Source organism: Pseudomonas sp. G5(2012) (genome assembly GCF_000408945.1).
Classification (GTDB): domain Bacteria; phylum Pseudomonadota; class Gammaproteobacteria; order Pseudomonadales; family Pseudomonadaceae; genus Aquipseudomonas; species Aquipseudomonas umsongensis.
This window is the reverse complement of the sequence record NZ_APIO01000032.1, coordinates 63,754-83,856: the sequence shown is the minus strand read 5'-3', so window position 1 is coordinate 83,856 and position 20,103 is coordinate 63,754. Positions and strand designations below refer to the sequence as shown.

The window sequence follows — 20,103 nt, the reverse complement described above, 5'->3', positions numbered from 1 at the left end:
GCTCCATCCCGCGTCTGTGTTGGCAATTCTATAGAAATGCGCGGGGGTGTCAACCTGCAATTTTGATAAAACCTGTTCCTGTTCAATCGCTTAGCTGCAAATTGGGACGCTCGATCGGCCTGAGAGGCAGGCCTGGCAAGGCCTGCGGCTCTATTAGAGGTAACTTTTCGATTGAGAAAATAAATTTATGGTGGTTCGCCTACGACTGAAAAGAACCGTCAAGGTACTGGTGCTATATACAGTTGTCAGTGAGATACTGTTTTTCCTACATCGCGTGACGCTATTTCTACTCCATGAACACCGCGTTGAAATGACCCAGCGAAAAATCATCCACGTCGATTGTGATTGCTTCTACGCCGCCATCGAGATGCGGGACGACCCGCGCTTGGCTGGAAAGCCCCTGGCGGTCGGCGGGGCGGCGGACCGGCGCGGGGTGATCGCCACCTGCAACTATGAAGCCCGGGCGTATGGCGTGCGCTCAGCCATGTCTTCGGGGCACGCATTGAAGCTGTGTCCGGACCTGACGATCGTCAAGCCACGAATGGACGCCTATAGAGAAGCGTCCAGGGAAATTCACACGATCTTTCGCGACTACACCGAGATCATTGAGCCGCTTTCTCTGGATGAGGCTTACCTCGATGTGTCGGACAGCGCGCATTTTGGCGGCAGTGCGACGCGAATTGCCCAGGACATACGCCGGCGCGTCTCCAATCAGTTGCATATCACCGTCTCCGCCGGCGTGGCCCCCAACAAGTTTCTGGCCAAGATTGCCAGCGACTGGAAAAAGCCCAACGGGTTATTCGTGATCACCCCGGATCAGGTCGAGGCGTTTGTCAGCGGTTTGCCGGTGAGCAAGCTGCACGGGGTCGGTAAAGTCACTGCCGAAAGGCTGGGCAAGCTCGGTATTGTCGACTGCTCACAGCTACGCGAGTGGGACAAGTTGGCTTTGGTGCGCGAATTCGGCAGCTTTGGCGAGCGACTCTGGAGCCTGGCACGTGGGATCGATGATCGCTTGGTCCATAACGACAGTCGCCGCCAGTCCATCAGTGTCGAAAACACCTACGACGTTGACTTGCCGGACCTGCGCAGTTGCCTGGAAAAACTGCCGGAGCTGCTGGATACCCTTGCATCCCGCATGGCGCGAATCGACAGCAGTTATCGGCCGGGCAAACCCTTCGTCAAAGTGAAATTTCATGATTTCACCCAGACCACGCTGGAGCAGGCGGGGGCGGGGCGGGATTTGGGCAGTTATCAGTTGTTGCTGACGCAGGCGTTCAACCGTGGCGGTAAGCCGGTGCGGTTGTTGGGCGTAGGGGTGAGGCTGGAGGATTTGCGGGGCGGGTTTGAGCAAATGGAGTTGTTTGAGCGTTAACAACCTTAAAGTCAAAAGATCGCAGCCTACGGCAGCTCCTACATGAGCGCGCGTTCCCCTGTAGGAGCTGCCGCAGGCTGCGATCTTTTAAAAGGCCTTAGTTCGGTCCCGGATCCGCCACCAGCCGCCCGGCATCCTTGGTCAAGGACTTGAGGAATTCGGTCTGCAGCTCCGGGTCGTTGCGAGTCAGTTCGATCAGGCTCTGTTCAAGCTCGGTGGCTTCTTCCTCCAGGCCCAGCTCCGACAGGCGCTTGACCCGGTGAACCCACTGGCTCACTTCGTCATCTTCAAGGTCGTCGTAAATCAAGCCGTGGGCTTCGAGCAACTTGCCGCGCAAGGTGTTGCTCAGTGCCAGCGACGAATCGCTGTGCACATCGTCCTTGGCGTCCTGGACGTTGATCTGCAGCTTGCTCAGGTGATTGAGGTCATGTTCGGCGAACGGGCTGTCCAACAGGTTCAGGCGCAATACGCCATTCTTGTCGGTGCTCAACTGGAAGGTTTCCTTGCCAGCCTTGACTTCGACCGGGCGCTCGCTCCAGGGCAGGCTCGAGTACTCCGTGCGCTTGTCGAGTTGCACTTCGTCGATGCCCGCCAGGTTCTGCTGGGCGCGTCCATGGGACTGCACGTTCATGAACGGGTTGAGCCCGGCGAAGCCGTAGCTGAACCAGTCCCTGGTCATGCTGTCTGGCAGATTGCCCAGGGCAAACACGTTGGCCACATTGGCGCCGACCCCGGCCACCACCGCGACCGCGCCCAGCGGGATCTCATAGACCTCCCGCCAGGGTTGGTACGGCGTGTAGCGATCGTAATGGCGGGTAACCTCGAACTCGGTGACTTCGAAAGTCTTCTGCTCGTGGATTTTCACCCGGCGTTGAGGCAGCTCAAGCACCTTGGGCTCACCCACATCGATCTGCAGGCTGTGATCAAGCAGTTTGCGCTCGATGCGTTCCTCGTGCTCGCTGCGTTGTGACATGTGATTGGCACAGCCGCTGACCAGCAGGGTGCCGCACAGGGCGGCACCACCGAGGCCTAAGGTGTTTCGCTTGAACATGACGTCTCTATCTGGTTTCAGCGGCGGATACGGGCCTGAAGGAAAGGCAGCACGTCGGCGACCGGCAGCGCTTGCGGCTCGGCCTCGGTACGGCTCTTGTATTCCAGGTTGCCTTCGGCAAGGCCGCGGTCACTGACCACGATCCGGTGAGGAATGCCGATCAGCTCCATGTCCGCGAACTTGATGCCCGGGCTGGTTTTCTTGTCGCGGTCGTCCAGCAACACTTCAAAGCCTGCCGCAGTCAGTTCTGCATACAGCTTGTCGGTGGCTTCGCGAACCAGGTCGGTTTCGTAGCGCAGGGGTACCAGGGCAACCTGGAAGGGTGCCAGGGTGTCGCTCCAGATGATGCCCTTGTCGTCGTTGTTCTGCTCGATGGCAGCCGCAACCACGCGGGAAACGCCGATGCCGTAGCAGCCCATTTCCAGGGTGACCGGCTTGCCGTTTTCCCCCAGTACTTCGCACTTCATCGCCTTGCTGTACTTGTTGCCCAGCTGGAAGATGTGCCCGACTTCGATGCCGCGCTTGATTTCCAGGGTGCCCTTGCCGTCCGGGCTTGGGTCGCCGCTGACCACGTTACGCAAGTCGGCCACGGTCGGCACGGGCAGGTCGCGTTCCCAGTTCACACCGAAGTAGTGCTTGTCGTCGATGTTGGCACCGATGCCGAAGTCGCTCATCAGCTCGACGGAACGGTCGATGATGATTGGCAGCGGCAGGTTCAGCGGGCCCAGGGAACCGGCGCCGGCACCAATGGCGTCGCGCAGTTCCGCTTCGGAAGCCATGACCAGCGGGCTGGCGACGCCAGGCTGGTTGGCGGCCTTGATTTCGTTCAGCTCGTGGTCGCCACGGATGATCAGGGCAATCAGCTTGCCTTTCTCTTCAGCGTGCACCACCAGGGTCTTGATGGTCTTTTCAATCGGCAGATTGAATTTTTCCACCAGCGCGGCAATGGTCTTGGTCTCTGGCGTGTCGACCAGACGCAGCTCTTCAGCCGGTGCCGGACGGGAAGTCTCACGCGGCACGGCTTCGGCTTTCTCGATGTTCGCCGCGTAGTCGGAACCGTTGCTGAAGACGATATCGTCTTCGCCGGACTCGGCCAGTACGTGGAACTCGTGGGAGCCGGCGCCGCCGATGGAGCCGTTATCGGCCTCAACCGGGCGGAACTTCAGGCCCAGGCGGGTAAATACGTTGCAATACGCCTGATGCATGCGGTCGTACGTGACCTGCAGCGATGGCTGGTCGGCGTGGAACGAGTAGGCGTCCTTCATGATGAATTCGCGACCGCGCATCAAGCCGAAGCGCGGACGGATCTCATCACGGAATTTGGTCTGGATCTGATACAGGTTGATTGGCAGCTGCTTGTAGCTGCTCAACTCGTTGCGCATCAGGTCGGTGATGACTTCCTCGTGAGTCGGGCCGGCGCAGAAATCGCGACCGTGGCGATCCTTGAAGCGCAGCAATTCAGGGCCGTACTCTTCCCAGCGCCCGGATTCCTGCCACAGCTCAGCCGGTTGAGTGCTCGGCATCAACACTTCGAGCGAGCCGGCGGCGTTCATTTCTTCGCGAACGACGGCTTCGACCTTGCGCATCACTCGCAAGCCCATCGGCAGCCAGGTATACAGGCCCGAGGCGAGTTTGCGGATCATGCCGGCGCGCAGCATCAGCTGATGGCTGATCACGACCGCGTCGGAAGGCGTTTCTTTCTGTGTGGCAAGCAAAAATTGACTGGTGCGCATGGTTGGCCGTTATCGATTGCTGATGACGAGAAATGACGGAGCATTGTACGGGCGAGTTCCGCTGCCGTACAGGCGTGCGGTCGGTGCGGTGGCAGGAGGACGGGATTGACCCCGTCCTCTGTAGGATTTCTGCGCGTGTTCCCTACGATTCTTCCATGATCTGGGTAGGCGCCGGCTCCGGTTTCGGTGTCGGACCGGCGCGACGGTTCTCCTGGAACCAGTGCAAGGCGATCAGCAGGAGCGTCGGAACCCCGAGCAGGGCGGTGATCAGGAAGAAGTTGTGATAGCCGAACTTCTCTACCATGACGCCTGAATAGCCGCCGATCAGGCGCGGCAGCAAGAGCATGATCGAGCTGAGCAGAGCGTATTGGGTGGCGGAGAACTTGAGGTTGGTCAGGCTCGACAGGTAGGCAACGAACGCCGAGGTCGCCAGGCCTGAACTGAAGTTGTCCAGGGAGATGGTGAGGACCAGCATGTTGAGGTTGGCGCCCATGTCGGCGAGCAACAGGAACAATATATTGGTGCCCGCCGACGCGACACCACCAATGAACAGGATCGGCAAGATGCCAAAGCGCACGATCAGCAGGCCGCCCATGCCGGCGCCCACCAAGGTCATGATCAGGCCGAAGATCTTGCTGACGCTGGCGATCTGGTCCTTGGTGAAACCCTGGTCGATGTAGAACACGTTCGCCATCACGCCCATCACCGTATCGGACATCCGGTAGGTGGCGATCAGCCCCAGCAGCAGCAGCGCTTGCCAGCGATAACGCAGAATGAAGTCGTTGACCGGCGTCAGCACGGGGGCCAGGCCGCGACGGCCCATGGCCGACAGGCACAGGGCGGTGAGTGTGGTGTAGAGGATCGCGCGCAGGAGCGCGCGGTCTTCGAGCAGCAGGTCGAGCAGGCTCACGCCTTCGAACAGCACGCTGGCAAAGTCGGTGTTATAGAGCTGCGTAAACATGGCCGGCACGGACACCAGCAGTACGATCAGGACGAAAACCGAGGCCAGTTGATGCACAAAGCTGTAGCGCCCGGCCTGCAATTGCGTGCGCAGAGGCACCGCAGGTTCACGCATGAACAGCGAGGTGAGCAACGCCGGCACCATCAAGGCGCCGAACAGCAGGTAAGTGCCAGCCCATGCCGAATGCTTGTAGTTGAAGCCGGTTGAACCGAAGCCCTCGGCGAAGAACAGCGCGCCGGCCGTGGCCAGCAGTGCTGCTATGCGATAGCCGGACATATAGCTGGCGGCGAGCGCTGCCTGGCGACTGTCTTCGGCGATTTCCAGTCGGTAGGCGTCCACTGCAATGTCTTGCGTCGCCGAGGCGAAGGCGACGACCACTGCGATGGCGATCAGCCAGGACAAATGCTTTTGCGGGTCACAGAAGCCCATCCCGACCAGGCCAAGAATGACCAGTGCTTGCGACAACACCAGCCAGGAACGTCGTCGGCCGAGTTTGCCGAGCAACGGCAGGCGCCATTGGTCGAGCAGGGGGGACCAGACCCATTTGAAGGCATATGCCAGTCCGATCAAGCTTGCATAACCGATGGTTTCGCGCGCCACACCGGCTTCACGCAACCAGACCGAAAGCGTCGAGAACACCAGCATGTAGGGCAAGCCGGCGGCGAAACCCAGCAATAACAGTACGAGCGTCGAAGGGCTGGCATAGGCAGCAAGCGCGGCGCGCCAGGTTTTACGGGGCATGGGCTGGAGTCTGCCTCAAGAAATACGGAAACAAAGCGCGCACTCTAACCGCTGTGCTCTACCGGGCGCCACCCATGACGCTGAATATCAACACGATTGTTCTGGATACTGATGCCCTCCATGCGCAGTCGCGCGCGCTGTTCGTCCCCGGATGGGCTGCCTGCGGGCAGGCTCAGGCGCCCGCCGGCACCGAGTACGCGGTGCCAGGGCAATTTGCTGTCGCCGGGCAATTGACTCAATGTCCTGCCGACCCAGCGAGCGGCGCGTCCCAGTCCCGCCAGTTCGGCGAGTTGACCATAACTCACGACCTTGCCTTCGGGTACTTGCGCGAGCGTCAGGTACAGCGCCGTGCGTCGGATTTGCGCGGCACTCTCGGGTTTTTCGGTCAGCTCGATCACGTTCGCAGTTCCTGAAGTCGTTCGCAGTACCGTCTGTAGAGTAAATGCTGGATTGCCAGTTGAGAAATGAACTCAATAGAAAAAGTTGGGTCACTCCTTGCTAGGGTCTTATTCCTGAGGATAATGCCGACTTTTTTTCGCGAACCTGAGCCTGTATTTGCTTATGTTGTCCAGAACCTTGCTATGCCTCGCTGTCGTCAGTGCTTCCACTCCCTTGCTCGCGGACACCGTCTGGTTGAAGAACGGTGACAAGCTGAGCGGCAAGATCATCCTGTTCGACGGTGGCAAGCTGTTGGTCCAGACGGAGTACGCCGGTGCCGTGCCGATCGACTGGAAACAGGTCAAGACCCTGGAAAGCGATCAGGAGCTGCTGGTCAAGCAGGACGCCTACACCGGCGAGAAGGCCAAGTCGCTGCACGCGGCGGAAGATGGCAAGGTAACCCTGGAAAACGGCGAGGCGCCCAAGACTGTTGAGCTGGCGAGCGTCCAGCAAATCCTCAAGCCCAAGCCTGTGGTCGAGGATCTGGTGTGGAAAGGCAATATCGATGCGGCGCTGGATTATCAGCGGGCAGACAAGGATACCGACGACTACGACATCGACTTCAAGACGACGGCGCGCCATGGTCGATGGAGGCATATTGCGGAAGGCGAGTACAACCGAGAATTCCAGGATGACGTGGTGACTACGGACAATTGGCGGGGAGAATACTCGCTAGACCGTTTCCTGACGGAAAAATGGTTCTGGCAAGGTCGCCTGGTGTACAAGCGTGACAAGGTCGAAGACCTCTCCCGCCAGCGTACTGTCGGTACCGGTCCAGGTTATCAATTTTGGGATAACGAGCTGGGGGCATTCTCCCTGGGCTCTCTGATCAACCGCACTGATTACCAATTCAGCGATGGCAGCAAGGAAAACTTCTACTCTGTCGCGATGAAGTGGGACTACAACCGTTACCTGATTGGCAAGAAAGTGGAGTTCTTCACCAATGGCGAGGTGGGCAAGCCGTTGTCGGGCGTGGCTGAGTATGCACTGGATGCCGAGATGGGCCTGCGTTACAAGGTTACGGACTGGGCGTCGCTAAACCTCAAGGCCGAGCGAGATATTATCGACGGAACTGACGATGCCGATCTGGACAAGACCCGCTACACGGCAGGATTTGGCGTGACCTGGTAAGACGCATAAAGATCGCAGCCTGCGGAAGCTCAGAGGATTGATGTACATCCGGTAGGAGTTGCCGCAGGCTGCGATCTTTTTTGGCCTGCGAAAAACCTGCAGGCACAAAAAAGCCCCGCTTTTGAGAGCGGGGCCTTTTACTAAAGCAAGTACAAGTTAGATAACTTGAACTTCTTCAGCTTGCATGCCTTTCTGACCGCGGGTAGCGATGAAAGAAACCTGTTGGCCTTCTTTCAGGCTTTTGAAGCCGTCGGATTGGATAGCTTTGAAGTGAACGAACAGGTCGTCACCGGATTGTGGAGTGATGAAGCCGAAGCCTTTTTCATCGTTGAACCACTTAACGGTACCGGTTTGGCGATTAGACATGGTGTAACTCCTTGAACAAAGATAACTGCGACTCAGGAAGAACCCTGGCCGAGACTGAGTGCAAAGAGCAGGAAAAATTCTTGTAGATGGTTGGATCGAAATTCAACATATCGTGTAGAGATTCTCAGTGACACAAGCAGCACAGTGGCGCCACCTTAACCCTTTTTCCGGAACGTGCCAATGCTTCTTGCGAAGGTTTATCTGTTTTAAGGATCGACGGTGTGACGCTTCGTCGCCATTGCAGGTAATTCCTGGCTGTTTGGCGAGAATTGCAGCGCGGACTTTGAACCCGGCGGCGCGCCCGGTAAGATGCCGGACAGATTTTTTCGACCTCGCTATTCAGGACACCCGCCATGAGCATCAAATCGGACAAGTGGATTCGCCGCATGGCGCAGGAACACGGCATGATCGAGCCTTTCGTCGAGCGCCAGATGCGCGGCAGCGATGACAGCCGCGTGATCTCCTACGGCGTGTCCAGCTACGGCTACGATGTGCGTTGCACCAATCACTTCAAGGTGTTCACCAACATCAATTCGGCGATCGTCGACCCGAAAAACTTCGATGCCGGCAGCTTCGTCGACATCCATAGCGACGTGTGCATTATTCCGCCGAACTCCTTCGCCTTGGCCAGCACCGTCGAGTACTTCCGCATCCCGCGTAATGTATTGACCATTTGCCTGGGTAAAAGCACCTACGCGCGCTGTGGCATCATCGTCAACGTCACGCCGCTCGAGCCTGAGTGGGAAGGTCACGTGACCCTGGAGTTCTCCAACACGACCAACCTGCCAGCGAAGATCTACGCGAACGAAGGCGTCGCGCAGATGCTGTTCCTCGAATCTGACGAAGAGTGCGAAGTCTCCTACAAGGACCGTGGCGGCAAGTATCAGGGCCAACGTGGCGTCACCCTGCCACGCACCTGAGTCAGCCGTCCGACGAACCTTGGGAATTCCTGGGCGAGCGTACACTCTATGGAATGTACTGTTCCGATTCGCGTAAGGCGGATCGGGCCATCGCCCAGGAGTGCTTTATGAAGATCGATCCGCGTATAAGTGCCGAACTGGCAAGGCTTGAGCCCAATCAGGTTGGCGTCCTGGCCTGGTCCTTGTTGGCACATCCGCCCGTCAGCATGGCGGGGGGCATCCCCGGCCAACCTGATCCTGATACGCCCAATGAACAACCGAGCGAACCCGGTGAGCCGACCCTGCCGGATGAGCCACCTCCCGCGCCAGTTGTCTGAGACCCGCTGCCTTCTTCTGTAGGAGCGAGCATGCTCGCGAAGAACGTGAGGGCGCTGAGTTTTCCAGAAAGCCCGCATTAACGTTAACTTCCATCGCGAGCAGGCTCGCTCCTACAGGGACACCGGCCAGATTTCGTCGTCGCCGATGACGAAAATCCTACAGTCGTCGTCCTGTTCCACCAGATAACCTCCGGTAAACGCCCCGAAGGCCGGTAGTAGGCTGATGTCCCCGCCCAGTCTGAAACATGGCAGCCGCAGGCTCTGCCGACCCCGACCGTTGAGTCGATAAACTGGATGCACGTGACCGGCGAGTACATGTCGATCCGCATGCGGCTGGGGTTCGTGCTGCAAAGCGAACGGCCCCAGCAGCAACGGCTCAGGCACCACTCGAATGTTCAGCGAGGCCGGCGGGTCCCCGGCACGCTTGTCATGGTTGCCGCGAATCAGCGTCATGGCCAGCTTGGCATTGCGTGTTCGCCAGTCAATCAATGCTTGCAGCGTGGCGCTGGCATGGGAACCCGGTCCGTGAAGAAAATCGCCTAGGAAAATCAGCTGTCGGCAGGGCAATGTGGCCAGCAGTTCGTCAAGCACGGCGATGTTGCGGCGGGTGGTACCTTGGGGGACTGGTTGGCCAAGGCTTCGGTAAGCGGCGGCCTTGCCGAAGTGCACGTCAGCGATCAACAACGCTTGCTGAGCAGGCCAGTAGAGGGCTTTTTCCGGCAGCAGCCAAAGCTCTTCGCCGGCCAGTCGCACGGGGTAGGGCGTACTCATCAGGCTTTCCCTGTTCCGGCTGTTATCTCAAGGTCGCTGACCATGCGTCGGATGCGGTCGGCGAGTTTTTCTGAACTCATGCTCTCTCTCATACGTTCCACCAGCAGCGGAAACCCGAGGGGTGTAGGACGTTTGACTTGATGCAGGTCGAGACGTAGCTGACTGATGTGCGCCAACGTCTGTTCCAGGCGATGAATATCCAGTTCCTCGCGCAGGACTTCTTCTCCGGCCTGGGCCAATAGCAAATTGCCCGCGTCGTACTGTTTGAACACTTCGAAAAACAACCCGCTCGAGGCTTGAACCTGGCGTGTGCTCTTGGCTGCACCGGGGTAACCGGCGAACACCAGTCCGGCGATCCGGGCTATTTCCCGAAAGCGCCGCAAGGCCAGCTCTCCGGCATTCAGGCTGGCGAGTACGTCCCTGAGCAGATTGTCTGGGCTCAACAAGTCCGGACTCAGGGCTTGCACCCAGTCCACCGGGGTGGCACTCAGCAATTCCAGCCCGTAATCATTGACCGCGATGGAAAACGTCACGGCTTGCTGCTGACTGACTCGCCACGCCAGCAAGCTGCCCAGGCCCAGATGCACCTGACGGCCGGCGAAGGGATACAGGAATAGATGCCAGCCCTCACGGGACTTCAACGCCTCGGCCAGCAACGATTGCGACGTTGGCAAGCCAGACCAGCGTTGCTGTACCTCCAGCAGCGGGCGCAATGCCTGCATTTGCGGGCCGCTGAACTCGCCGCGCGCCGCCTCACTAAAGCGCGTGACCACCGCTTGCGCCAGCTCATTGGAGAGGGGCATGCGACCGCCATTCCACCGCGGCACCGCGGCTTTCTTTACGGTGCTGCGTTTGACATAGGCGGTCATGTTTTCCACGCGTACCAACTCCAGCAGCCGCCCGGCAAACAGAAAGCCATCGCCCGGCTTAAGTCGCGCGATGAAACCTTCTTCAACACTGCCCAGTTGTTTGCCGCCGCCGCCCTTGCTCCAGAATTTCAACTGAATGCTCGCATCGCTGACAATCGTGCCGATGCTCATGCGATGGCGGCGGGCCAATCGTGCATCGGGTACACGCCAGATTCCCTGTTCATCCGGCTCGACCCGGCGGTAATCCGGATAGGCTGTCAGGGAAAGCCCGCCGTGACGTACGAAAGCCAGCGCCCAGGTCCAATCCGCCTCAGTGAGATCACGATAAGCCCAGGTGGTGCGTACCTCATCAAACAACTGATCGGGCACAAAACCGCCACCCAGTGCCATGCTGACCAGATGCTGGACCAGCACATCCAAGGGTTTATGCGGTGATATTCGAGGTTCGATCCGTCGCTGCGCCACTGCATCCTGTGCCGCTGCGGCTTCGATCAGCTCCAGGCTGTGCGTCGGCACCAGCGTCACCCGGGAAACGCGTCCCGGCGCATGCCCGGAACGCCCGGCGCGCTGCATCAGGCGGGCCACGCCTTTGGCCGAGCCAATTTGCAGCACCCGTTCCACTGGCAGGAAATCCACGCCCAGATCCAGGCTGGAGGTGCAGACCACGGCTTTGAGGTGACCTTCTTTGAGGGCACGCTCCACCCAGTCACGGGTTTCACGGGACAGCGAACTGTGATGCAACGCGATCACCCCCGCCCAGTCCGGTCGGGCTTCAAGCAACGCTTGATACCAGATTTCCGATTGCGCACGCGTATTGGTGAAAACCAGGCTGCTGGCGCTGTCATCCAGTTGCGCGACGACCTGCGGCAACATTTTCAGGCCGATATGTCCGGCCCATGGAAAGCGCTCGATCGCGGGCGGCAGCAGCGTATCAACCTGCAGTTTTTTATCCGTCTGGCCTTGAACGTTGATACCGCCGCCCTGTGGGATTAATACCTGCTCGGCGTGGTCCTGATTGCCCAGCGTCGCGGAAACGCCCCACACGATCAATTGCGGGTTCCAGCGGCGCAGGCGGGCGAGCGCAAGTTGCAGTTGCACGCCGCGCTTGTTGCCGAGCAATTCGTGCCATTCGTCGACCACGACCATGCGCAAGGTCGAGAGTGCTGTGTGTGCATCCGCTCGGGCGAGCATCAACGTCAGGCTTTCCGGGGTGGTGATCAGCGCGGTAGGCAAGCGTCGGCTCTGGCGTGCACGTTCGCTGCTGCTGGTATCACCCGTGCGCAGGCCGACGTTCCAGGGGATCTGCAAGTCGAGCAGCGGCGCCTGCAGTGCACGGGCGGTGTCGGCAGCCAGGGCGCGCATCGGGGTTATCCAGAGAACGGTCAGGGGATCGGCTACGGGTTTTCGTTTGCGTGGTGTTTCAACCGCAGGTGCAGAGCGTGCGAAGCGATTGAGCGCGCCGAACCAGACCGCATAGGTTTTGCCGGCGCCGGTGCTGGCGTGCAGCAGACCGGATTGTCCTTGTTTGACGGCTGCCCACACCTGTTTCTGAAAGGTGAACGGCTTCCAGCCGCGAGCGGTGAACCAGCGTTTGGCGAAGTCGGTGGTGGTTCCCATACCGGCGGCGTGCGCTCTGAGAGTGTTCTTTGACTGACCACGGCGCAACGCGAAAGGTTTAATGACTGATGCGTGCGGTCTTCGCCGAGCAGTTCTCATATTCGGAAATAACTGTGTTTGTCGTTGAAACCTATTGGCCGATGGGCCGTGGTTTTATCGCTGCGCTGTTCGTCCTGCCGCGTCTTGCCAGGGCCGACAGCGAGCCGTCGACCATGAATATGAAAAGGAACATTCAGATGAAGTCAGTTCGTGCAGGGCATTTGCGCGCCGATTTGATCACGGAGAGTGGGAAGCTCCTCGCGTTTCGGGCAGCGCCAACGCTCGACTATTTCGAACAGCCAGGCTTGCACTGCCTTGGCGCGAGCGATGGTCTGGACAAGGCGTTTTATCTCTATCTGCCGCAGGGTATCGACAGCGGCAGGTTTCATCTGGGATTGAGTGAACGCTCCCCGATGATCATTCACGTGACGGGCAGTTCGGAAGCGGAGTTGTATCGAGGCGCGCTTGAATTGACGGTGGGAGGCGACGCACAGTTTGCCGGAAGTTTCCGCGGCCTGGATGCCGACGGCATCGAGGTGGAAAACGGCAGCTTCAGGCTTGAGCGTGAAGCCAGTTGAGTGACGGAAGCCAGTCAGCCTGGCTCCCGTTTCAAGGGTTGAACGCTTATTTCAAGTTGCCGCTGAGGAACTGTTTCAGACGCTCGCTCTTCGGGTTGCCCAGCACATCCTCCGGCGCGCCTTCTTCCTCCACCAGGCCCTGGTGCAGGAACAACACCTGGCTCGATACTTTGCGCGCGAAGCTCATTTCATGGGTGACCATGATCATGGTCCGGCCTTCTTCGGCCAGGCCCTGGATCACCTTGAGCACTTCACCCACCAGTTCCGGGTCGAGCGCCGAGGTCGGTTCGTCAAACAGCATCACTTCCGGTTCCATGGCCAACGCGCGAGCAATCGCCACCCGTTGTTGCTGGCCACCGGAAAGGAATGCCGGGTATTGATCCGCTACACGTGCTGCCAGCCCGACCTTGTCGAGGTAACGTCGGGCGCGATCTTCGGCTTCCTGCTTGCTGCAGCCCAGCACCCGGCGCGGGGCCATGGTGATGTTTTCCAGCACCGTCATGTGGCTCCACAAGTTGAAATGCTGGAACACCATGGCCAGGCGGGTGCGAATTCTTTGCAGTTCATCGGCATCGGCCACGTGCATGCCATGACGATCCTTGATCATGCGAATTGCCTGGCCGTCGAGGCTCATGGCCCCATCGTTGGGCTGTTCGAGGAAGTTGATGCAGCGCAGGAAGGTACTTTTTCCGGAGCCGCTGGCACCGATCAGGCTGATGACATCGCCCGTGTTGGCCTTGAGCGACACGCCCTTGAGCACCTCATGATCGCCATAGCTTTTATGCAGGCCTTCAATGGTCAGTTTGTACATGGAGCATGCATCCTCAAGGCGAAAGTAGGTAGCCGCTGCGATAGGCTTCGGCGCCCGCGACGTGGGCGATCACCATGCCGGCGGTGGCCATGCGGCGCAGCGAGCGGGCGTACATCAGGCCGGCGGCAGTGCAATGGACAGGCGTGACACGGTCGCTGATGGGGTCAATGATTTCGGCGATCAGTTGCCCGGCTTCCAGGTATTGCCCCGGCAGCGCACTGAACACCAGCAGCCCGCCAACAGGCGTCGCCACGGGTTCCACTCCGGCCAGGGGGGTGGCCGGGTAGGGCAGGTCGGGCAATGGCGCCGACTCACCGGCAATCGCGCCGAAATGAATCAGATAGTCGATCAGCGCCTGGCTGTCCTGGCTGGCCAGCGGGTGGTTGACGTCGCCCTGGCCGCGCAGCTCGACGGTGACCGAAAAGCTCCCCGGCGGAATATCGAAGTGCTCGCCGAAGCGCTCCTTCAATTGCCACCAGAGCAGCGTGAAGCATTCATCGAACGACTGGCCACCGGAGTCGGTGGCCAACAGGCTGGCTTCGGAACCGATGTAGCGAGCCAGCGGCTCGACCTGTGGCCAGGCTTCGGGCGTGGTGTACAGGTGCGCCACTGCTTCGAAGTCACAATGCAGGTCCAGCACCATGTCGGCATCGCAGGCCAGCCGTTGCAGGGTCAGGCGCTGGGATTGCAGCTGGGTGCTGGCGGTCTGCCGCGCCAATGCCTGGCGCAGGTTGTTGCGGATCAGTTCGAGGTTGCGCTGCGGGTCGTCGCCGAGTTGGCCTTCGATCGCGTTGCCCACCTCTTCGCTCAAATCGATGAACCAGCGGTTGAAGTTCTGCCCACTTTCGAGCTCATAGCGCCCCAGCGGTACATCCATCAACACTTGCTCCAGGCCCGGCGGGTTGGCCACGGGCACCAGGACGATTTCACTGCGCAGCCGGCCGGCGGCTTCCAACTCCGCCAGGCGTTGCTTGAGGTGCCACGCCACCAGCATGCCGGGTATTTCATCGGCGTGCAGGGACGACTGGATGTAGATCTTGCCATTGGCCGGTTGCGGCCCGAAATGAAAACTGTGGATCTGTCGTGCGGTCCCCGGCAGTGGGGCCAGCAAGTCATGTATCTGGTGGCGCATTTGTCGTGTTTCCCGAAGCGGGGTCCTAGTGAGTCGGCCCGAGGAAGGCCAGCCATCGGCGTTCGGCGAGGCGGAACAGGCCGACCAGCGCAAAGGTGACGGTCAGGTAGATCAGCGCGGCGATCCCGAACGACTGGAAGGTCAGGAAGGTCGCCGAGTTGGCGTCCCGAGCGACTTTCAGGATGTCCGGGATAGTCGCAGTGAACGCCACGGTGGTCGAGTGCAGCATCAGGATCACTTCGTTGCTGTAGTACGGCAACGAGCGACGCAGCGCCGAAGGCATGATCACGTAGGCATACAGCTTCCAGCCTGTCAGGCCGTAGGCCTTGGCGGCTTCGACTTCGCCGTGGGCCATGCTGCGGATCGCCCCGGCGAAAATCTCCGTGGTGTAGGCGCAGGTGTTCAGGGCGAACGCCAGGATGGTGCAGTTCATCGCATCGCGAAAGAAGCTGTCGAGCAGCGGTTGCGCGCGCACGGCGGCCAGGCTGTAGATCCCGGTGTAGCAGATCAGCAGCTGGATATACAAAGGCGTGCCGCGAAACAGGTAGGTGTAGAACTGCACCGGCCAGCGAATGTAGAAGTGCGGTGAAACCCGGGCGATCGACAACGGAATCGAGACGATGAAGCCGATGAAGATCGATGCACTGAGCAACCACAGGGTCATGGCCAGGCCGGTGATGTTCTGACCGTCGGTGTAGAGGAAGGCTTTCCAGTATTCCTGCAGGAGTTCGATCATCGCACAGCCTCCCGGGTACCCGCGGCATAGCGGCGTTCGAGCCAGCGCAGAATGACGTTGGAGGCGCTGGTGATCGCCAGGTAGATCAGGGCGGCGAGCACCAGGAAGTAGAACAGCTGATAGCTGCTTTTACCCGCATCCTGGGCCGCCTTGACCAAGTCGGCGAGGCCGATGATCGACACCAGTGCAGTGGCCTTGAGCATGACCATCCAGTTGTTGCCGATACCCGGCAGGGCATAACGCATCATTTGCGGAAACACCACGATACGGAACCGCTGGCCGCGCTTGAGTCCGTAGGCCGTGGCTGCTTCGACCTGCCCGCGAGGCACGGCGAGGATCGCGCCGCGGAAGGTTTCGGTGAAGTAGGCGCCGTAAATGAAGCCCAGGGTCAGTACCCCGGCGCTGAACGGGTTGATCTCGATGTATTCCCATTCCATGTAATCGGTGAGCGACGTCAGCCAGGTTTGCAGGCTGTAGAAGATCAGCAGCATCAGCACCAGGTCTGGCACCCCGCGAATCAGCGTGGTGTAGCACTGTGCAAGCAGGCGTAGCAGTTTGACTTTCGACAGCTTGGCACTGGCGCCGAGTAGACCGAGCAATACGGCCACCAGCAGCGACATCGCCGATAACTTGATGGTCATCCAGGTGCCTTCCATCAGCAGCGGGCCAAAGCCCTTGAGGCTGAAGGCGGAGAGCCCCAGTGTGTTTAAGAGGTTTTCGAACATAAATCAGCAACCTGATCGGATGAAAAAAGCGCCCATCGCGAGATGGGCGCCGGGCATTACTTGCCGCTGTACAGGTTCAGATCGCCGAAGTGTTTCTTTTGAATAGTGGCGTAGGTGCCATCATCGTGTAACGCTTTGATACCTTTATCCAAAAGTGCTTTCAGCTCGGTGTTACCTTTCTTAATGCCGATTGCCGTCTTGGCGGGCAGCAGTTCGCTGTCAACCGGCTTGCTGACTTCGTAGCCTTCACCTTTTGGCGACTTCAAGAAGCCCAGTTCGGCTTGCAGCATGTCCTGGATCGCGGCGTCCAGACGGCCGGAAGTCAGGTCGGAATACACCTGGTCCTGGTTCTGATAGGCCTGGGTCTTCACGCCGGCCTTATCCAGCACAGCCTTGGCGTAGGCTTCCTGGATGGTGCCTTGTTCGTAGCCGACGGTCTTGCCCTTGAGCGACGCGACGTCTTCGGTCAGGCCGGAACCTTTCTTGAACACGTAGGCGGTTGGACCGGAGAACAGTTCGCTGGAGAAGTCGATGACTTTTTCGCGGGCCGGGGTAACGGTCATCGAAGAGATCACGCCGTCGAATTTATTGGCCTTGAGGCCAGGAATCATGCCGTCGAAGTCGCTTTCGACCCATTTGCACTTGACCTTCAGCTCAGCGCAGATCGCGTTCCCCAGGTCGATGTCGAAGCCTACCAGGCTGCCGTCGGCCGCTTTCGACTCGAACGGCGCGTAGGAAGGGTCAACACCAAAACGCAATTCCTTGTATTCCTTTGCCAGCGCGGAACCGGCTGCCACGCACAACGCCAGTGCAGAAAGGGTCAGCAATGCTTTTTTCATTATTCAATCCCTAAGAACCAATATGAGCGCTTGTGGCGCAGAATTATTGTTACTGGTAAGCGTAAGCCCTAATGAAAGTAGCAATTTCCGAACCAGAGTACCGAACAAGCGTTTAAAAGGTATTCGGGAAATTGCAGGAGGGGATTAGTGCACGAAAATGGGCGTCGTGAAAAGCCTGCACTTTTCTGGTTCTGCACAGCGCTCGCATACAGCGGTTCAGCCGAGCAGATCCTGTAATGTACCCAGGTGATCAGCCTCTTCGACCGATTTGTCCTGCCGCCAGCGCAGCATCCGCGGAAACCGCACCGCAATCCCGCTTTTGTGCCGTTTGGACAAGGCGATGCCTTCGAAACCCAGTTCAAACACCAGGCTCGGCTTGACGCTGATCACCGGGCCGAATTTTTCTACCGTGGTTCTGCGCACGATGTTGTCGACCTGGCGCATTTGTTCATCGGTCAACCCTGAATAGGCCTTGGCAAACGGCACCAGCGCGCGTTCGCTGGCGTCGGGTGGCGCGTCCCAGACGGCGAACGTGTAATCGCTGTAGAGACTGGCGCGGCGGCCATGGCCGCGCTGCGCATAAATCAGCACCGCGTCGACACTGAACGGGTCGACTTTCCATTTCCACCAGACCCCCATGTCCTTGGTGCGACCGACGCCGTAGAGCGCGTCCCGAGCCTTGAGCATCATGCCTTCGACCCCGAGCCGGCGCGATGCTTCCCGCTGGCGGGCGAGGTCGAACCAGTCTTCGCCGGTCAATAAGGGCGAGGCGAGCAGCAGAGGATTGTTGGCCTGGGTGATTACCTTCTCCAGTTGACTGCGCCTCCGGTTTTGCGGCTGATTGCGCCAATCCTCGCCTTGCCATTCCAGCAAGTCGTACGCGAGGATGACCACCGGCACGTCATTGAGAATCTTGCGGGTGAGGTTTTTCCTGCCGATCCGCTGCTGCAACAGGGCGAAAGGTTGTACGGCAGGGGAATCCGGAGGCGGATCGAAGGCATCTTCGGTCCCTGTGTGAGCGGCTTTCCAGGCGACGATCTCGCCGTCGATCACGGTGCCGTCGGGCAAGCAGTGGATCAGACTGTCAAATTCAGGAAAGCGATCGGTGACCAATTCTTCACCGCGCGACCAGATCCATAGGCGTCCTTCGCGTTTGACGATCTGGGCGCGGATGCCATCCCACTTCCATTCGACCTGCCACTGGATGGCGGTGCCGAGCAGCGCTTCGAATTGTTCAACCGGTTGTGCCAGGGCGTGGGCGAGGAAAAACGGATACGGCTGACCGCCGCGTTGCGCATGTTCGTCGGGAGATTGCGCGGCGATCAACTTCAAGTAGCTGGCGGCAGTGGGGCGGTTGGACAAATCGGTGTAGCCGACCATTCGTTGGGCCACGCGCTTGCTGTCCAGGCCAGTCATGGAGGCCAGCGCTCGGGTCACCAGCAACTTCGAGACACCGACGCGAAAGCTGCCGGTGATCAACTTGATGCACAGCATAAGGCTGGGGCGGTCCAGTTGCGACCAGAGAGCGGGCAGGCGTTCGGCGAGCACCTGCGGGGATTCGCCGCGCAATGGCAGCAGTTTTTCTTCGATCCATACCGCCAATCCGTCGCTGGAGCGATAAGGCGATTCGGGCAACACCAGGGAAATCGTTTCCGCCAGGTCGCCCACCGCCTGGTAGCTTTCTTCGAACAGCCACGCCGAAAGCCCGGAATACGCGACTGCCAACTCCCGCAGGACGCGCACCGGCACTAATTGCCTGGGGCGTCCTCCGGACAGAAAGTACACCGCCCACGCGGCATCTTCCGGCGCGGCCTGAGCAAAATACTCTTGCATCGCCGCCAGCTTGGCGTTGCTCGATGTCGTGGCGTCGAGTTCGGCGTACAGCTGGGCGAAAGCCTTCATGGCAGTGCCTCGACGCTCTCGGCTTCGGCGGTCGATGCCTCCTCATCGTCACCGTACTCGGTGCGAAAGCCCTGGGCATCGAGGCCTTGTTCACGCAGGTGGCGCACCAATACCGCGACGGAACCGTGCGTGACCATTACCCGCTCAGCGCCAGTCTGTTCGATGGCCCACAGCAATCCCGGCCAGTCTGCGTGATCGGACAACACGAAACCGCGATCCACCCCACGTCGCCGACGCGTTCCGCGCAAGCGCATCCAGCCGCTGGCGAAACCGTCGCTGTAGTCGCCGAAACGGCGCATCCAGGTGCTGCCACCGGCCGAAGGCGGAGCGATGACCAGCGCTTTGCGCAGAATCGGATCGTTTTTTTGGAAATCGCCAGCGTAGAGCGTTGGCGGCAGGTCTATGCCGGCCTCGCGATAGACACGGTTCAGCGGCTCCACCGCGCCATGCGTCAGGATCGGCCCGAGGCTGGCATCGATGCCATGGAGAATGCGCTGGGCCTTGCCGAAGGAATAACAGAACAGCACGCTGGCTTTATCTTGCTCGGCATTGGCCTGCCACCATTGATTGATCTCGGTAAAGACCTGCGCCTGGGGCTGCCAGCGATAGATCGGCAGGCCGAATGTCGACTCGGTGATGAAGGTGTGACAGCGCACCGGTTCGAACGGTGCGCAGGTGCCGTCGGGTTCGATCTTGTAGTCACCTGACGCCACCCAGACTTCCCCGCCATATTCCAGGCGCACCTGAGCCGAGCCGAGGACGTGGCCGGCGGGGTGGAAACTCAGGGTAACGCCGTGATGCAGCAACCGCTCGCCATACGCCAGGGTTTGCAGGTCGATGTCCTGGCCCAGTCGTGCCCGCAGTATCCCTTCACCGGGTGCTGCCGCCAGGTAGTGCTGGTTGCCGGTGCGGGCGTGGTCGCCATGGGCGTGGGTGATGACCGAACGCTCGACCGGCCGCCACGGATCGATGTAGAAATCGCCGGCGGGGCAGTACAAGCCTTCAGGGCGCGCGATGACAAGGTCCACGTTGCTGTCCAAGTGCAGGGGCTTGT

At 59.7% G+C, this 20,103-nt stretch carries 19 protein-coding genes; 5 read left to right on the top strand and 14 right to left on the bottom strand.

Features of this window, described 5'->3' with window-relative positions:
* Window positions 1–310: 310 nt before the first annotated feature.
* Complete coding sequence (gene dinB, locus PG5_RS10535) at window positions 311–1,372, top strand: DNA polymerase IV (RefSeq protein WP_020797100.1); 1,062 nt, start codon at window positions 311–313, stop codon at window positions 1,370–1,372.
* Window positions 1,373–1,469: 97 nt separating this feature from the next.
* Here dinB and PG5_RS10530 read toward each other — a convergent pair whose 3' ends face one another.
* The 4 genes from PG5_RS10530 to PG5_RS10515 all read right to left on the bottom strand — a co-directional run bounded on the left by PG5_RS10530 (window position 1,470) and on the right by PG5_RS10515 (window position 6,283).
* Window positions 1,470–2,423 (bottom strand): hypothetical protein, encoded by a 954-nt coding sequence (locus PG5_RS10530; protein ID WP_020797099.1) that lies wholly within the window; start codon window positions 2,421–2,423, stop codon window positions 1,470–1,472.
* Window positions 2,424–2,440: 17 nt separating this feature from the next.
* Window positions 2,441–4,156, bottom strand: coding sequence for a proline--tRNA ligase (locus tag PG5_RS10525; protein ID WP_020797098.1), 1,716 nt, complete (start codon window positions 4,154–4,156; stop codon window positions 2,441–2,443).
* 142 nt (window positions 4,157–4,298) lie between these two features.
* Window positions 4,299–5,858 (bottom strand): AmpG family muropeptide MFS transporter, encoded by a 1,560-nt coding sequence (locus PG5_RS10520; RefSeq protein WP_020797097.1) that lies wholly within the window; start codon window positions 5,856–5,858, stop codon window positions 4,299–4,301.
* A gap of 44 nt (window positions 5,859–5,902) precedes the next feature.
* The gene (locus tag PG5_RS10515) at window positions 5,903–6,283 is read right to left on the bottom strand and encodes an MGMT family protein (RefSeq protein WP_218646588.1); all 381 of its coding nucleotides are present in this window, start codon (window positions 6,281–6,283) and stop codon (window positions 5,903–5,905) included.
* Window positions 6,284–6,419: 136 nt separating this feature from the next.
* On the opposite strand from PG5_RS10515, the gene PG5_RS10510 reads away from it, so the two are divergent.
* On the top strand, window positions 6,420–7,427 hold the full coding sequence (locus tag PG5_RS10510; RefSeq protein WP_033045526.1) for a DUF481 domain-containing protein: 1,008 nt from the start codon (window positions 6,420–6,422) through the stop codon (window positions 7,425–7,427).
* 156 nt (window positions 7,428–7,583) lie between these two features.
* On the opposite strand, the gene PG5_RS10505 is transcribed toward PG5_RS10510, so the two are convergent.
* On the bottom strand, window positions 7,584–7,793 hold the full coding sequence (locus PG5_RS10505; RefSeq protein WP_002554837.1) for a cold-shock protein: 210 nt from the start codon (window positions 7,791–7,793) through the stop codon (window positions 7,584–7,586).
* A 353-nt stretch (window positions 7,794–8,146) separates the two neighbouring features.
* Between PG5_RS10505 and dcd the strand changes: the two genes are divergently transcribed.
* Complete coding sequence (gene dcd / locus PG5_RS10500) at window positions 8,147–8,713, top strand: dCTP deaminase (RefSeq protein WP_007940589.1); 567 nt, start codon at window positions 8,147–8,149, stop codon at window positions 8,711–8,713.
* 107 nt (window positions 8,714–8,820) lie between these two features.
* Window positions 8,821–9,030, top strand: coding sequence for a hypothetical protein (locus PG5_RS10495; protein WP_020797093.1), 210 nt, complete (start codon window positions 8,821–8,823; stop codon window positions 9,028–9,030).
* Window positions 9,031–9,141: 111 nt separating this feature from the next.
* Here PG5_RS10495 and pdeM read toward each other — a convergent pair whose 3' ends face one another.
* Both pdeM and PG5_RS10485 read right to left on the bottom strand, forming a co-directional pair.
* On the bottom strand, window positions 9,142–9,801 hold the full coding sequence (gene pdeM / locus PG5_RS10490) for a ligase-associated DNA damage response endonuclease PdeM (RefSeq protein WP_020797092.1): 660 nt from the start codon (window positions 9,799–9,801) through the stop codon (window positions 9,142–9,144).
* A complete protein-coding gene (locus PG5_RS10485; RefSeq protein ID WP_020797091.1) occupies window positions 9,801–12,287 on the bottom strand; it encodes a ligase-associated DNA damage response DEXH box helicase in 2,487 nt (828 codons plus the stop codon). The genes pdeM and PG5_RS10485 overlap by 1 nt, the downstream gene beginning before the upstream one ends.
* Window positions 12,288–12,355: 68 nt before the next feature.
* Here PG5_RS10485 and PG5_RS10480 point away from each other — a divergent pair, with 68 nt between their 5' ends.
* Window positions 12,356–12,904 carry a hypothetical protein gene (locus PG5_RS10480; protein ID WP_020797090.1) on the top strand — a complete coding sequence of 183 codons (549 nt, stop codon included), beginning with the start codon at window positions 12,356–12,358 and terminating at the stop codon, window positions 12,902–12,904.
* 46 nt (window positions 12,905–12,950) lie between these two features.
* Here PG5_RS10480 and PG5_RS10475 read toward each other — a convergent pair whose 3' ends face one another.
* From PG5_RS10475 to PG5_RS10445, 7 genes are all read right to left on the bottom strand, one after another.
* Window positions 12,951–13,715, bottom strand: coding sequence for an ABC transporter ATP-binding protein (locus PG5_RS10475; RefSeq protein WP_020797089.1), 765 nt, complete (start codon window positions 13,713–13,715; stop codon window positions 12,951–12,953).
* Between the two features lie 13 nt (window positions 13,716–13,728).
* Window positions 13,729–14,847: a succinylglutamate desuccinylase/aspartoacylase family protein gene (locus tag PG5_RS10470; protein ID WP_020797088.1), complete on the bottom strand. Its 1,119-nt coding sequence runs from the start codon at window positions 14,845–14,847 to the stop codon at window positions 13,729–13,731.
* Between the two features lie 25 nt (window positions 14,848–14,872).
* The gene (locus PG5_RS10465; protein ID WP_020797087.1) at window positions 14,873–15,583 is read right to left on the bottom strand and encodes an ABC transporter permease; all 711 of its coding nucleotides are present in this window, start codon (window positions 15,581–15,583) and stop codon (window positions 14,873–14,875) included.
* On the bottom strand, window positions 15,580–16,308 hold the full coding sequence (locus tag PG5_RS10460; RefSeq protein WP_020797086.1) for an ABC transporter permease: 729 nt from the start codon (window positions 16,306–16,308) through the stop codon (window positions 15,580–15,582). The genes PG5_RS10465 and PG5_RS10460 overlap by 4 nt, the downstream gene beginning before the upstream one ends.
* A gap of 56 nt (window positions 16,309–16,364) precedes the next feature.
* Complete coding sequence (locus tag PG5_RS10455) at window positions 16,365–17,147, bottom strand: transporter substrate-binding domain-containing protein (RefSeq protein ID WP_020797085.1); 783 nt, start codon at window positions 17,145–17,147, stop codon at window positions 16,365–16,367.
* Window positions 17,148–17,363: 216 nt separating this feature from the next.
* Window positions 17,364–19,049, bottom strand: coding sequence for an ATP-dependent DNA ligase (locus PG5_RS10450; RefSeq protein ID WP_020797084.1), 1,686 nt, complete (start codon window positions 19,047–19,049; stop codon window positions 17,364–17,366).
* Window positions 19,046–20,077 carry a ligase-associated DNA damage response exonuclease gene (locus tag PG5_RS10445; RefSeq protein ID WP_020797083.1) on the bottom strand — a complete coding sequence of 344 codons (1,032 nt, stop codon included), beginning with the start codon at window positions 20,075–20,077 and terminating at the stop codon, window positions 19,046–19,048. The genes PG5_RS10450 and PG5_RS10445 overlap by 4 nt, the downstream gene beginning before the upstream one ends.
* Window positions 20,078–20,103 lie beyond the last annotated feature (26 nt).

Coding starts and splice junctions, on each gene's coding strand:
- dinB (WP_020797100.1), top strand. CDS start 311: ATGACCCAGCGAAAAATCATCCACGTCGATTGTGATTGCTTCTACGCC.
- PG5_RS10530 (WP_020797099.1), bottom strand. CDS start 2,423: ATGTTCAAGCGAAACACCTTAGGCCTCGGTGGTGCCGCCCTGTGCGGC.
- PG5_RS10525 (WP_020797098.1), bottom strand. CDS start 4,156: ATGCGCACCAGTCAATTTTTGCTTGCCACACAGAAAGAAACGCCTTCC.
- PG5_RS10520 (WP_020797097.1), bottom strand. CDS start 5,858: ATGCCCCGTAAAACCTGGCGCGCCGCGCTTGCTGCCTATGCCAGCCCT.
- PG5_RS10510 (WP_033045526.1), top strand. CDS start 6,420: ATGTTGTCCAGAACCTTGCTATGCCTCGCTGTCGTCAGTGCTTCCACT.
- PG5_RS10505 (WP_002554837.1), bottom strand. CDS start 7,793: ATGTCTAATCGCCAAACCGGTACCGTTAAGTGGTTCAACGATGAAAAA.
- dcd (WP_007940589.1), top strand. CDS start 8,147: ATGAGCATCAAATCGGACAAGTGGATTCGCCGCATGGCGCAGGAACAC.
- PG5_RS10495 (WP_020797093.1), top strand. CDS start 8,821: ATGAAGATCGATCCGCGTATAAGTGCCGAACTGGCAAGGCTTGAGCCC.
- pdeM (WP_020797092.1), bottom strand. CDS start 9,801: ATGAGTACGCCCTACCCCGTGCGACTGGCCGGCGAAGAGCTTTGGCTG.
- PG5_RS10485 (WP_020797091.1), bottom strand. CDS start 12,287: ATGGGAACCACCACCGACTTCGCCAAACGCTGGTTCACCGCTCGCGGC.
- PG5_RS10480 (WP_020797090.1), top strand. CDS start 12,356: ATGCGTGCGGTCTTCGCCGAGCAGTTCTCATATTCGGAAATAACTGTG.
- PG5_RS10475 (WP_020797089.1), bottom strand. CDS start 13,715: ATGTACAAACTGACCATTGAAGGCCTGCATAAAAGCTATGGCGATCAT.
- PG5_RS10470 (WP_020797088.1), bottom strand. CDS start 14,847: ATGCGCCACCAGATACATGACTTGCTGGCCCCACTGCCGGGGACCGCA.
- PG5_RS10465 (WP_020797087.1), bottom strand. CDS start 15,583: ATGATCGAACTCCTGCAGGAATACTGGAAAGCCTTCCTCTACACCGAC.
- PG5_RS10460 (WP_020797086.1), bottom strand. CDS start 16,308: ATGTTCGAAAACCTCTTAAACACACTGGGGCTCTCCGCCTTCAGCCTC.
- PG5_RS10455 (WP_020797085.1), bottom strand. CDS start 17,147: ATGAAAAAAGCATTGCTGACCCTTTCTGCACTGGCGTTGTGCGTGGCA.
- PG5_RS10450 (WP_020797084.1), bottom strand. CDS start 19,049: ATGAAGGCTTTCGCCCAGCTGTACGCCGAACTCGACGCCACGACATCG.